The sequence below is a fragment of the Halobellus limi genome, assembly GCF_004799685.1.
Lineage (GTDB): Archaea > Halobacteriota > Halobacteria > Halobacteriales > Haloferacaceae > Haloquadratum > Haloquadratum limi.
In genome coordinates this window covers 2544003-2556470 of sequence record NZ_CP031311.1, presented here as the reverse complement: position 1 = coordinate 2556470, position 12468 = coordinate 2544003, and the positions used below count along the sequence as shown (strand labels likewise).

At 70.5% G+C, this 12468-nt stretch carries 11 protein-coding genes; 9 read left to right on the top strand and 2 right to left on the bottom strand.

Translation table 11 applies throughout. The annotated features are described in order from the left end of the window. Nucleotides 1–41: 41 nt before the first annotated feature. Together dcd and DV707_RS12660 are read left to right on the top strand one after the other, a co-directional pair. Nucleotides 42–716: a dCTP deaminase gene (gene dcd / locus DV707_RS12665; RefSeq protein ID WP_103991356.1), complete on the top strand. Its 675-nt coding sequence runs from the start codon at nt 42–44 to the stop codon at nt 714–716. Then, on the top strand, nt 713–1627 hold the full coding sequence (locus tag DV707_RS12660) for a thiamine-phosphate synthase family protein (RefSeq protein ID WP_103991357.1): 915 nt from the start codon (nt 713–715) through the stop codon (nt 1625–1627). The genes dcd and DV707_RS12660 overlap by 4 nt, the downstream gene beginning before the upstream one ends. Before the next feature lie 9 nt (nt 1628–1636). Here the strand turns inward: DV707_RS12660 and DV707_RS12655 are convergent, their stop codons facing one another. After that, nucleotides 1637–2560, bottom strand: a complete 924-nt coding sequence (locus tag DV707_RS12655; RefSeq protein ID WP_103991358.1) for a sulfide-dependent adenosine diphosphate thiazole synthase — start codon at nt 2558–2560, stop codon at nt 1637–1639. A 310-nt stretch (nt 2561–2870) separates the two neighbouring features. Here DV707_RS12655 and DV707_RS12650 point away from each other — a divergent pair, with 310 nt between their 5' ends. The 6 genes from DV707_RS12650 (at nt 2871) to DV707_RS12625 (ending at nt 8687) form a co-directional block, all read left to right on the top strand. Beyond that, nucleotides 2871–3866, top strand: a complete 996-nt coding sequence (locus tag DV707_RS12650) for a glutathione S-transferase family protein (protein ID WP_103991359.1) — start codon at nt 2871–2873, stop codon at nt 3864–3866. A 90-nt stretch (nt 3867–3956) separates the two neighbouring features. After that, complete coding sequence (locus DV707_RS12645; protein ID WP_103991360.1) at nt 3957–4661, top strand: cob(I)yrinic acid a,c-diamide adenosyltransferase; 705 nt, start codon at nt 3957–3959, stop codon at nt 4659–4661. A 51-nt stretch (nt 4662–4712) separates the two neighbouring features. Then, nucleotides 4713–6473 carry a cobyric acid synthase gene (locus DV707_RS12640; RefSeq protein ID WP_103991361.1) on the top strand — a complete coding sequence of 587 codons (1761 nt, stop codon included), beginning with the start codon at nt 4713–4715 and terminating at the stop codon, nt 6471–6473. A 75-nt stretch (nt 6474–6548) separates the two neighbouring features. Continuing rightward, entirely contained in the window at nt 6549–7322 is a 774-nt protein-coding gene (locus DV707_RS12635) for a nucleotide-binding protein (protein ID WP_103991362.1), read from the top strand. Between the two features lie 2 nt (nt 7323–7324). Further along, nucleotides 7325–7879 (top strand): hypothetical protein, encoded by a 555-nt coding sequence (locus DV707_RS12630; protein WP_103991363.1) that lies wholly within the window; start codon nt 7325–7327, stop codon nt 7877–7879. A gap of 70 nt (nt 7880–7949) precedes the next feature. After that, a complete protein-coding gene (locus tag DV707_RS12625) occupies nt 7950–8687 on the top strand; it encodes a hypothetical protein (RefSeq protein ID WP_103991364.1) in 738 nt (245 codons plus the stop codon). A 6-nt stretch (nt 8688–8693) separates the two neighbouring features. Here the strand turns inward: DV707_RS12625 and DV707_RS12620 are convergent, their stop codons facing one another. Further along, nucleotides 8694–9794, bottom strand: a complete 1101-nt coding sequence (locus DV707_RS12620) for a hypothetical protein (protein WP_103991365.1) — start codon at nt 9792–9794, stop codon at nt 8694–8696. A gap of 192 nt (nt 9795–9986) precedes the next feature. On the opposite strand from DV707_RS12620, the gene DV707_RS12615 reads away from it, so the two are divergent. Continuing rightward, entirely contained in the window at nt 9987–12392 is a 2406-nt protein-coding gene (locus DV707_RS12615; RefSeq protein ID WP_103991366.1) for a type II/IV secretion system ATPase subunit, read from the top strand. Nucleotides 12393–12468 lie beyond the last annotated feature (76 nt).

Here is a 12468-nt window from a genome sequence, read left to right as displayed (position 1 = left end):
AGCGTGTGACTTTACGTCGCTCGCTCACACTCTCCCGGACGATGATACTCTCTGACGACGACATCCTCGCTCGACTGGAGGCCGGCGACCTCGTCGTCGATCCCATCGACGACCTCGATATGCAGATCCAACCGGCGAGCATCGACCTCCGACTCGGCGAGGAGTTCTTGGAGTTCCAGCGGACGAACATCTCCTGTATCCACCCGAACCGCGAGTCGGAGGTCTCCGAGTACGTGACCGAGACGACGGTGCCGGAGGGCGAGGAGTTCATCCTCCACCCCGGCGACTTCGTCCTCGGGACGACCAAAGAGCGCGTCGAGATCCCCCCCGATCTCCTGGCGACCGTCGAGGGTCGCTCCTCGCTCGGCCGCCTGGCGGTCGTGATCCACGCGACCGCCGGCATCGTCGACCCGGGTTACCACGGACAGATCACGCTCGAACTGTCGAACCTCGGCACCGCGCCGGTGGCGCTGACGCCCGGAATGCGGGTCTCACAGCTCGTCTTCACCGAACTCACCCAGGCCGCCGGGCGGCCCTACGGCGTCGAGCGCGGGTCGAAGTACCAGGACCAGGAGGGGCCGCAGGCCTCGCGCATCGGGGCCGACCCCGAGTTCGCGTCGGGGTCGGCCGATCCCGACGCGGGCGGCGACACCGACGTAGAGAGCGGCGGCGACGTCGGGAGTGCCGACGGGCGACACGGGGACGCGGGCGAATGAGGTTCATCGAGGAGGTCGTCGTCGAGGAGTTCCTCCCCACCTTCCGCTCGATGCTGGCGGAGGCGCTCCGCGAGCGGGGGCTGACGCAGCACGAGGTGGCCGAGGCGCTGGGGATCAGCCAGAGCGCCGTCTCGAAGTACGCCCACGGCGACGTGAGTCGGAGAGCGGAGGTCCTCGAAGACGACCGCGTCGCCGAACTCGTCGAGCGCGTCGCCGACGGCCTCGCGACGGGCGATATGAGCCGCGTCCAGGCGCTCGTCGAGGCGGAGGTGCTCGTCCGGCGGTTAGAGGAGGGCGACCTGCTCGTGCGCCTCCACGAGGAGGCGATGCCCGAACTCGCAGACCACGACGGCTACGTCCGGATCCACGACCCCGAGAGCGGGCTCCGGACGAGCGAAGAGGTGCGCTCGTCGCTGCGGCGGGCGCTCCGCCGACTCACGAACGCCAGCGGCTTCGCCGGCCTCATCCCGAACGTCGGCTCGAACCTCGTGGAGTGCCTCCCGGAGGCGACCGACGTCGACGACGTCGCCGGCGTCCCCGGACGCATCTTCGACGTGAAGGGCCGAGCGACGGTCCCGGCCGACCCGGAGTTCGGGGTCAGCGAACACGTCGCCGGCGTCCTCCTGTCGGCGCGCGAGGCCGGCAGCGACGCCCGCGCCGCGCTCAACATCTGCTACGACTCCCAGATCGTCGCGGACCTCGAAGCCGCCGGCTACGACGCCGTCGAGTTCGACCCCGACGCGCCGACCGATCCGATCCGCGAGGCGATCGAAGAGCGCGGCCCCGATTCCCTCTCTGCGACGTTCGTCTGCTATCAGACCGGCGGCTACGGGATCGAACCGATCACCTACGTGCTCGGTCCCGACGCCGACGCGGTCGTCACGGCGGTCAAGGGGCTCTTGCAGGGCTAGAACCCCGACTCAGTCGTCGGCGGGCGCGGTGGGCGTGAACTCGACCGGCGACGCCTCGCGACCGAGTTCGTCGAGGCACGCCTGCGCGCCCCGTTTTCCGGAGAGGAGCATCGCGCCGAACGTCGGCCCCATCCGCGGGAGGCCCTCGACGGTGGCGACGGCCATCCCGGTGGCGACGACGCCCGGGTGGACGACGCCGGTGTGTTCGACGACCTGGTCCTCCGATTCGCTGACCCACATCGAGTCGTGGCCGGGGGAGTCGTGACCGGGGGCGCCGTACTCGTCCTCGCCCGTCGCGTCCATCCCCGTGTTGTGCTCGTTCGCGTGTTCGATCCCGGGGGCGTCGAGCGCGCCGCGTTCCGAGAGCTTCGAGACCACGACGGCCTCATGACCGGTCGAATCGACGACCAGGTCGGACTCGACGGCGACGGGGTCGACGCAGGTGAGTTCGCGCGGCAGCGCGTGGACCGGCGTCCAGTTGAGAACGATCCCGCCGACGCGGTCGTTCTCGCGGACGACCACGTCGGTGAACTCCGTCATGTTCTGGATCTTCGCGCCGGCGTCGCAGGCGGCCTCGATGAGCGACGAGACCGCGTGCGGGCCGTCCGCGACGTACAGCCCCGGGGCCTCGTCGGACTCCTCGTAGGGGACGCCGAGTTCGTCCAGCACCGACTGGGCCGGGTCTCGAACGGTCACCTTGTTCATCAGGAAGCCGCCGAGCCAGAAGCCGCCCCCGAGGTAGTTGTTCTTCTCGACGACGGTCACGTCGACGCCGCGCTCGGCCAGTTCCTTCGCCGTGACGAGCCCCGACGGACCGCCGCCGACGACGATGACGTCGGTGTCGACGCGGTCGAGGAACTCCTCGCTCCAGTCCGTCGCGATGGCTCGGGTCACCTGTGCTTCGCTCACGTCCGCGAATCCTTCGAACTCCATACCATTACTCAGTTTTACCACCAACTACTAATCCGTTTCGCTGTCTCGGTCTGGACCGCGGGCGTCCGCCGCCCCGCCGTGAACCCCACCGGCAGTATCGCTCTCGACGCCGATCCCACTCGTCCCGCCGCCGATCCCACTTGTCCCGCCGCCGGTGCTCCCCCGTTGGTGGTCGTGCGTGCGCGACGCGAGAGTGCCGAACGACTTACCCCGTCCGCGTGCCTACTGAACGTACGATGATTCCACCAGTAGCCGCCGCTCACACTCCCGACGCGAACGTCCGACCGCCCGCGGTCCGGGGTGGTCGCCGATGAACATGCTCGTCGACGGCGAGTGGCGGACGGACGCCTACCAGACCACGAACGAGGAGGGCGAGTTCGACCGACAGGAGACGTCGTTCCGCGACCGGATCCAGGACGATCCCGACGCGGAGTTCCCCGCGGAATCCGGCCGGTATCACGTCTACATCTCGCGGGCCTGCCCGTGGGCGCACCGCGTGGCGATGACCCGACGGCTGAAGGGCCTCGAAGACGACATCTCGCTCTCGATCGTCGAACCCGTCCGCTACGACGACGGCTGGGAGTTCTCCGAGGAGTACCCCGACCCGCTCTACGGCGAGGAGTTCCTCCGGGACGTCTACGTCCGCGCGGATCCCGACTTCACCGGCCGCGTGACGGTGCCCGTCCTCTGGGACCGGGAGAAAGAAACCATCGTCAACAACGAGTCCCGCGAGATCATGCGGATGCTCGACACGGAGTTCGAGGGGCCGAACGGCGTCGACCTCTGGCCCGAGGGTCACCGCGAAGCGGTCGACCAGGCCATCGACGACATCTACGACCCGATCAACAACGGCGTCTACCGCGCCGGCTTCGCCGACACCCAGGAGGCCTACGAGAACGCGGTCGAGGACGTCTTCGCGGCGCTCGACCACTGGGAGGAGGTGCTCGATGACCAACGGTACCTCGTCGGCGACGTGCTCACCGAGGCCGACGTCGCGATGTTCGCGACGCTCGTCCGCTTCGACCACGTCTACCACACCCACTTCAAGTGCAACCGGCGGGCGATCCACGAGTACCCGAACCTCTGGAACTACACGAAGGACATCTATCAGACCCCCGGCGTCGCGGAGACGGTGAACGTCGATCACATCACGCGACACTACTACATGAGCCACGGCGACGTGAACCCGAAGCGCCTCGTCCCGACCGGCCCCGACATCGACTTCTCCGCGCCGCACGACCGCGACCGACTGGCTGCCGACCTCCCGCCGGCGCTCCGGGGCGACGCGGCTCCCGCGGACGACTGATTCGGCTGCCCGTCCGAGGTCGGTTCTCACCGCTCTTCGCCGCCGGCCGCTTCCCGCCGCCTTCTTGTCCGCCCGCGCCTACCCTCGGGTATGACTGACGGCGACGACGCGACCGACCGAACCCCCTCGGAGACGCGCCGGGCGACCCCCGGCGGCGGCGTCCGCCCGACCGCCGACGACATCGAACCCGCGGCGCCCGAGGAGTTCGGCCTCGTGCAGGCGTGGTGGGGCGGCGGGAAGGGCAAGACCACGGCCGCCCTCGGGATGGCGTTCCGCGCGGCCGGGCACGGCTACCGCGTGCACCTCCTCCAGTTCATGAAGGGCGGCGCGGACTCCGTCGAGAGCGTCCGGGGCGAGTACAACGCCATCGCGGCGGTGCCGGGCATCTCCTACGAGAACACCGGCCACTACGGCTGGCACGGGATGCTCGACGGGTCCGACGAGGACGAACACCTCGCGAAGGCCCGCGGCGCGCTCGCCCGCGCGGAGGAACTCGTCGCGGCCGCCGGCGACGCGGACCTGACCGCGCCGCTGGACTCCGACGGCGACCCCGAGGCGGGCGTCCACCTGCTCGTCCTCGACGAGATCCTCTACGCCGCCGACCAGGGACTGATCGACGAGGCCGACGTCCTCGATCTGATCGACTCGAAGCCCGCAGACCTCGAACTCGTGTTGACGGGAAGCCACTCGGAGCCGACGTACCTGCTGGATGCGGCCGACCTCGTGACCGAGGTCCGGAAGGTGAAACACCCCTTCGACGAGGGCGTCCGCGCGCGGAAGGGGACGGAGTACTGATGGCCCGCGGCCGGAAGCCGACGGGCGGTGATCCGTCGACCTCCGAGAGAGATGCCCGCTGAAACGATCCTCGTCGCCGGCACGGCCAGCCACGTCGGCAAGAGCACCGTCGTCGCCGGGCTGTGTCGCCGCCTCGCCGACGCGGGCGTCGACGTCGCGCCGTTCAAGGCGCAGAACATGAGCAACGAGGCGCGGGCGGTCGTCAGGCCGGGCGCGGTCCGCGGCGGCGACGGAGAAGCGCCGGACAGCGACGACTCGGCCTTCGGCGAGATCGGCGTCTCCCAGTCCGTCCAGGCGCGCGCGGCCGGCGTGCGGCCGACGACGGACCACAACCCCGTCCTCCTGAAGCCCCGCGGCGAGGGCGAATCCCAACTCGTCGTCGACGGGGTCGCCCTCGGCCACTACGCCGCCGGCGACTACTACGCCGAGCACTGGGAGGACGCGCGAGACGCGGCCGCGGCGGCCCACGCGCGCCTCGCGGCCGACCACGACGTCGTCGTCGCCGAGGGCGCGGGATCGATCGCCGAGATCAACTTCCACGACCGCGACCTCGCGAACGTCGAGACCGCCCGCTTCGCCGACGCGCGGATCCTGCTGGTCGCCGATATCGAGCGCGGCGGGGTCTTCGCCTCGATCCTCGGGACGCTGGAACTGCTCCCCGAGGACGTCCGCGAGCGCGTCGCCGGCGTCGCGATCACGAAGTTCCGCGGCGACCGCTCCCTCTTGGAGCCGGGCGTCGACGAGATCGAGTCCCGGACCGGCGTCCCCGTGCTGGCGGTGCTCCCGTACGACGATCCCGGCCTTCCAGAGGAGGACAGCGTCTCGCTCCCGGCAGCGGGCGAACGCGAGGTTCGGGGGACCGACGACGGCGTCTCCGAGGACCGCGCGGTCACGGTGGCCGTCCCGCGCCTCCCGCGGGCGTCGAACACCGCCGACGTCGATCCGCTCCTCGACGTGCCGGGCGTCCGCGTCGCGTTCGTTCCCCCCGACGGGGCGCTGTCGGACGCCGACGCGGTCGTCCTGACGGGGACGAAGAACACCGCCGACGACCTGCGGGCGATCAGAGAGGCGGGACTACACGAGCGGTTACGGGAGTTCGACGGTCCCGTCGTCGGCCTCTGCGGCGGCTACCAACTCCTGGGGGAGCGCCTCGTCGCCGCCGACCTCGAGGCCGCCGGCGGCGACGCCGAAGGCGAGATCGCGGACAACGCGACCCGCGACGTCGCAAGCGGTGACGCCGCTTGTGACGCACCCGAGCCGGACGCCGGAACGACGGTCCCCGGCATCGGTCTGCTCCCCGTCGAGACCGCCTTCTCGCGCCGGAAGCGCGTCGCGCCGGTCGAGTGGACGCTCGACGGGGCCGGCCCGCTCGCGAGCGCGACGGGAACCGTCGAGGGCTACGAGATCCACGCCGGCGAGACGCGGACGGTCGAGACGGGAGAATCCGAGACGCGGACGACCGAGGTGCGGACGGCCGAGACGCGGACATCCGAGACGGGAGGACCAGAGCCGAACCCGCCGCCGGTCCGGTTCCCGTTCGCGAGCGACGGCCGCGACCCGGTGACGCTCGGTGCGGCGCGGGGGGACGTCTTCGGGACGTACCTCCACGGCCTCTTCGAGAACGACGCGGCGCGCGAGGCGTTCCTCGACAGCGTGTTCGAGCGCGCGGGCGTGTCGCGGCCGGTAGACGAGGCCGACGTCGACGGGGGCGAATCCGACCCGTACCGGAACGCCGCCGACCTCGTCGAAGCGATCCCGCTCGACGCGCTCTGTCCCGAAACCGACGCGGTTCGCACCGACGCCGACGGCTGACCCGTCCCGCCGGCACGGAATCACCGCCGAGAATCGGACTCGAAGAGTTTTATCCACCCGTCGCGACTCCCGGGTATGGTCGAAGCGTTCGCCGTCGCGAGCGGCAAGGGCGGCACCGGGAAGACGACGAGCACGCTGGCGCTCGGGATGGCGCTCGCCGAGCGGTACGACGTCACGGTCATCGACGCCGACACCGGGATGGCGAACCTCCTGTTTCACGCCGGGCTGGACGACGCGGACGTGACCCTGCACGACCTGCTCGTCGCCGAGCGCGACGTCCCGGTCGAGGCGGCCGTCTACGAGCGCTTCGGGATGTCGGTCGTCCCCTGCGGGACGAGCCTCACGGCGTTCGAGGAGGCCGATCCGGCGCGACTTCGGGACGTCGTCGCCGAACTCGCGGCCGACACGGACGTCCTCCTGCTCGACTCGCCGGCGGCGCTCGGGTCGAAGAGCGCGGTCCTCCCCGTCGTGCTCGCCGACCGCGTCGTCGTCGTGCTCCAGCCGACGGTCCCCTCCCTCTCGGACGGCCTGAAGGTCCAGGAGTACGCCCGCTCGTACGGCACCGAGACCGCGGGCGTGCTGTTCAACCGCGTCCGCCCCGACGAGGACGTCGAGACGATCGCCGAGCAGGCCGCGCGCTACTTCGGCGGCACGACGCTCGCGAGCGTCCCCGAGAGCGACGCGGTGCGGGCGGCCCGCCGCGCCGGCGAACCCCTGCTCGCGCACGCGCCGCGAGACCCCGCCGCGGACGCCTTCCACGAGGCCGCGGGGAACCTGGACGTCCGCGCGGGCGACGCCGCCGGGGTCGCCGACCGCTTCCGGAGCGCGGTCGTCCCGGACCGGCCCTGACGATGCTCGTCGACGGTCACATCCCCGAGGGCGAACTGCGCCGCTCCCGGACCGACGCCGATGTCGGCGAGACGCTCTCGGACGTCCTCGACCGCGAACTCACCGGCTACGTCGTCTTCGAACCGCAGGGGTCCATCCTGCTCGGCGACGGCGAACGCGCGGTGGTGACTTTCGAGGACGGCGTCCCCGTCCTGGCGTATCACCCCGCGAGCGACGCCGGCGGCGACGACGCGCTCGACGCCCTCTCGGGGAGCCTCTTTCACGCCGCGGTGTACGAACTCCCGCCCGAGGACCTGGCGGCGGCCCACCGGGTCGAGGAGCTCCGCGTCGACCCGCTCGCGCCGGCGAGGCGGCTGGTCGGCGACGGGGCGCTCGTCGAGCGGACGCGCGAGGCCGCGCCGGACGATCGGCTGACGCCGGAGGGCGAGACCAGCGCCGTCGAGGCGTTCCTCGCGGACGCGGAGTCGATCGAGGCGATCCGCGAGGAGGCCCGCGCGGAGGCGGAGTCCCGCGCCGCCGAGTGGGGGCTCTCCGAACAGCTCGACGACGGCGCGTGACTCCCAGCCGCGGTCGAACCGCTCGGGTGAAAACGAGACGATATATACGATCGGCGGCCCTATGCCTCCCGTGAGCGTCTTCTCGCTGCTGCGCGCACGGACGGCGTCGGACTTCGCCGACTGGTTCCGCCCCGGCGGAGAGTACCTGCTCCGGGTCGCCGACGGGATGGGATTTCACACCGGGGACCTCCCGGGGTTCATCGACGAGGCCGAGACGGCGATGCGGGCGGGCCGGACCGGCGCGGACGTCGCGCCCGCGGTCAACCGACTGATCGCCGCGGACCTGTACGCCGACGCCGCCTTCGGCCTCCCCTTCCTGGAGTGGACGCCGGTCTGGTACGAACTCCCGCTGACGCCCCCCGTGGCCTACGCCGAGTGGCGACTCAGGCGCGTCGCCGACCAGTACGCCGCGGCGATCGACCACGTCTCGCTCCCGCGGTTCAGCCGCCCCGACGATGTCGTCTCCCGCGGCGCGCCGGCGATCGAGTCGGTCTCGGGGTTCGCCGACCGGTTCGCGTTCGCCGACGCGATCCTCCACCTGGAGTGGTTCGACTACGTCGCCGCCGAGTGCGGGATCGGCGTCCCGCCGGAACTGATCGCGGAGACGCGCTCGCAGACGGTCGGGTACTACGTCGGCGATCTCGCGATCGAGGACCTGGACCCCACCGTCCGCCGCCTGCAGTACCTGCTCTTCACCGACGACGAGTGGGTGCGCGCGGTCGACGAGCGCTACGGCCTGGGCAGCTCGCTCCTGTCGGTCTGGGAGCGGGTGTGTCGTCGCGAGCGCGAACGCTTCGGCGGCGTCTGATCCCCCTCACTTGTACCCGCGGCTCGCCAGGTGGTACCGGAGGACGTCTTTCGTCCCCTCGACGAACGGTCCGAGGTCGACCGCATCGCTCCGCTCGCTCAGCGCGCGGAGCCGTCGGTGCTCCTCGTTCCACTCCTCGAGTAGCTCCGATTCGAATCCGTGATCGACGATGCGGTCGATCAACCCGTCGGCCTCGGCCGAGACGTCCGCTTCGCCGTCGGCCGCCGGGAGTTCCGCCGGATCGACGACGCCGCGTTCGAGGGCGGCGACGACGACGCCTGAACTGACGTCGCCCTCCCTGAGCTCTCGCTCCCACGTGCTGAGCCAGTTGCCGATCCGAGCCATCCGCTGGCCGGCGTCGACGGCCTCTCGGAGCAGCGACAGCGATCCGGTGTGATCGGCCGAGGCGTGCATCAGGTCGATGTCGAGGTAACTGTGCATCCCCATATTGTGCGTCTCGTAGCGCTCCAGATCGGCCATCGTCGCCAGTTCGGGACTGTCGATGACGAGCGTGCTGTACTCGATCGCGGTACAGACCTGTCTGACGTCGAACCGGAAGAGCGGGGCGTACCGGTCGTACTGCGGCGCGTCCGCCAACCGCTCGACGAGCGTCGTCCAGACCTTCTTCGCGAAGGCCACGTACTCCTCGTCGACGCTGTCTCCGTACGTCTCATCGACGCTGTCTCCGTACGTCTCGCCCGACGTTATGTCGTCGCCGAGTGTCGGTGTGATATCGTCGATCGATCCCGGCGTGGTGTCGCCTCCCCGGAGGCGAACGAGCCGGGTGATCGCGTCGAACGTCTCGTAATCCCGTTTCTTTTCCACGAGATCGTCCAGAATCGTGACGAACAGGACGAGCATCGTCTTGTTCGTCGCGACTCGCTCGCGGTACTCGGCGTCGACGACCGGCATCGTGTTCTTCGGGGCGAGGCGGTGCACCCACTGCCAGATGAAGAGCGGGCGTGCGCCCTCGAACGTCTGGTACTCGGCGACGAGCGATCGGAGACACGGCGGGAGTTCGTGGTCGCGGACCGACTGGAGGAGGTCGGCCGCACGCTCGCCGTCGACCGATCGGACGACACTCTGGGCGGGCTTGCTGCGCGTCACGTCCGGGGATCACACCAGACGCACCTAAACGGTGTGGTATCGACAGCCAAGCGGACGCCGTCTCCGCCCGACGGCGTCGATGTGTCCCCGCCGCCGCTCTGATTCTCCCGTTCGATAACCGGAGTGAGCGTTTATATACGAACACGAGAGAAGCGACGGTATGATCGATCGAAGCACCCCCGGAGTGCGGGGATGACTTCGGGGGCGACACGGGGACCGAGCGGGGCCGACGCGCTGGTCGTTCCTGCCCCCGAACCCCCGGACGGCGCCGACGCGTGGTACGCTCGAACCGTCCGAGCGCAGTACGAGGTGGCGCCGGGCGTGGTCGCGACGGTCCGCGACGCGGTCGACGGCGTCGGGTTCTCTTATCACCTCCGGGAGCCGGCGCTCGGGGCGAGCGCAGAACGGGCGCTGGCGTCGGTGACGACGTACTTCTCGAGCATCGAAGTCCGGCGGCCGCTCACCCGGCAGGGAACGGCCGAGCGCGCGGCGGCGGGACTGCCCGCGAAGTACCGTCGCGTCCTCGACAGACTGCTCGACGTCGCCCCCGCCGCACGCCGTCGAATCGAGTACTACGCGCTCTGTGAGCTGCGGCTGCTCGGCCCGGTCACGCCGATCGCGCTCGACGACCGCGTCGACGTCGTCGACGTCGAGGGCGAGACCGACGGCGCGCTCGTCGTCCACACCGAGAACTACGCCCCGGCCGTGACGGAGTTCCGCGCCGACGCCGCGTTCGCGACACGGGTCGCCGGCGAGCGACTGCGCGATTACACCGTCTCCTTCGCCGGCTTCGACGTCGACGTGGTCGTCCACCGCGACCGACTCCTCGGCGACGACCGCTTCGACGCGAAGTACGCCGTCCTCGAACCCGACTTACTCCCCGGCGACGAGGAGTTGATCGACGAGTGCAAAGACCGGATCTGGGAGGCCAACGTCGACGAGGTCGTCGAGGACCGGACGGCGTTCATCCGCGAGCGGGCGCGCGACTTCCTCTCCCGCCGGCTCACCGCTCGCAACACCCGCGCGTGGTTCGAGGCGACCCGGTACCGCGTCCGCGACGCGCTCTCGGCGTACGGCCTCGGCGTCCCGCCCGTCGACCGCCGCTACGCGCAGGACCGCCTCGACGACCTGGTCTACTACGTCCTCCGCGACTACGTCGGCGAGGGCGTCCTCACGGTTCCGATCCGCGATCCCCACCTCGAGGACGTCGAGGCGAACCGGGTGGGCGAGCGGATCAAGGTCGTCCCCCGCGCCGACGTCGTCCGCGCCGGCGAGCGCGTTCCGACGAACCTCACGTTCGAAGACGAGACGAGTTTCGTCAACGTCGTGACCCAGCTCGCCGCCGCCGACGGCGTCGAACTCAGCGCGAGCCAGCCGTCGGCGAAGGTGAACCTCCGGCCCGAGGGCGTCGCCCCCGACGCCTCCGGCCACGGCGAGACGATCCGGTGCGCCGTCGCGCTACCGGTCATCTCCGAGGACGGCCCGCACGTCTCGATCCGCAAGCAGGCCTCGTCGCCGCTGACGCCGATCGACCTCGTCGAGTTCGGCTCGATCCCGACCGAACTGGTGACGCTCCTGTGGCTGCTGTACGAACACCACCGCGTCGTGCTCTTCTCGGGGCCGACCGGCGCTGGCAAGACGACGCTGATGAACGCGCATATGCCCTTTATTCCCTACGACCACCGCCCGATCAGCATCGACGAGGGCTCTCGGGAGGTGTACCTGCCGCACGAGACGGGCGTCTCGCTGACGACGCGCGACCACGAGAACGCGTACAAACGCGTCTCGATGGCGGACCTGATGACCGAGGCGAACTATCTGAATCCCGACGTCGAGGTCATCGCCGAGGTCAACACGCCCGAGTCGTTCGAGACCTTTGCTGAGGTACTCAATACCGGGCACGGCGTCGTGGGCACCACGCACGCCGAGGACATCGAGACGCTCGTCAACCGGGTCGTCGAGCAGGGGCTGCCCGTCTACCTCCTGCGCGAACTCGACCTCGTCGTCTTTCCCCGACGCGTCGACGGCGAGCGCTACGTCGGCTCGGCGGTCGAACTCCTCACCGAGTCCGAGTACGAGGAGTTACCGGCCTCCGCGCGGACCGGCGTCGTCGAGAAGGACGGCACGACGCTGTACTACAACACGCTGCTGTGGCGCGAGACCGACGGGTCCTTCTCGATGGCGTACGACCACCCGCGACTCGGCGGCGAGCGCGCGGCGACCGCGGGCGAGACCCACCACAGCGCGCTCCGGGTCTTCCACCGGGTCGCCGCCGCGACCGACAGCGACGTCGCGGACGTCGAACGCGAGTTCCGGCGCAAGCGCGGGTACGTCGAGTACCTCCTCCGGGAGGGCGAACGCGACGTCGACCGGCTGTTCGGGTTCCTCTCGGACCTCCGGACCGACGAGGCCGCGACGGTCGAGCGCGTCCGGCGACAGCAGGCCCACCGGACTCGAACGGACGGGGGCACGCGAAACGCCGAGCCGAGCGAGTCCAGCGGCGGTGTCGAGGCCGGTACCGACGACTCTGACGGTGCGGACGCCTGCGGCGACTTCGACGACCTCGGCGGCGACACGCGCCGGAGCGATCGCCCGTGAGATCGTCTGACGCGGCGCGGTCGGCGGCCACGGACGGGTCCCGAGGCGGCGGTGACCGGTCGACGTCGCACGGGGG

Coding starts and splice junctions, on each gene's coding strand:
- dcd (WP_103991356.1), top strand. CDS start 42: ATGATACTCTCTGACGACGACATCCTCGCTCGACTGGAGGCCGGCGAC.
- DV707_RS12660 (WP_103991357.1), top strand. CDS start 713: ATGAGGTTCATCGAGGAGGTCGTCGTCGAGGAGTTCCTCCCCACCTTC.
- DV707_RS12655 (WP_103991358.1), bottom strand. CDS start 2,560: ATGGAGTTCGAAGGATTCGCGGACGTGAGCGAAGCACAGGTGACCCGA.
- DV707_RS12650 (WP_103991359.1), top strand. CDS start 2,871: ATGAACATGCTCGTCGACGGCGAGTGGCGGACGGACGCCTACCAGACC.
- DV707_RS12645 (WP_103991360.1), top strand. CDS start 3,957: ATGACTGACGGCGACGACGCGACCGACCGAACCCCCTCGGAGACGCGC.
- DV707_RS12640 (WP_103991361.1), top strand. CDS start 4,713: ATGCCCGCTGAAACGATCCTCGTCGCCGGCACGGCCAGCCACGTCGGC.
- DV707_RS12635 (WP_103991362.1), top strand. CDS start 6,549: ATGGTCGAAGCGTTCGCCGTCGCGAGCGGCAAGGGCGGCACCGGGAAG.
- DV707_RS12630 (WP_103991363.1), top strand. CDS start 7,325: ATGCTCGTCGACGGTCACATCCCCGAGGGCGAACTGCGCCGCTCCCGG.
- DV707_RS12615 (WP_103991366.1), top strand. CDS start 9,987: ATGACTTCGGGGGCGACACGGGGACCGAGCGGGGCCGACGCGCTGGTC.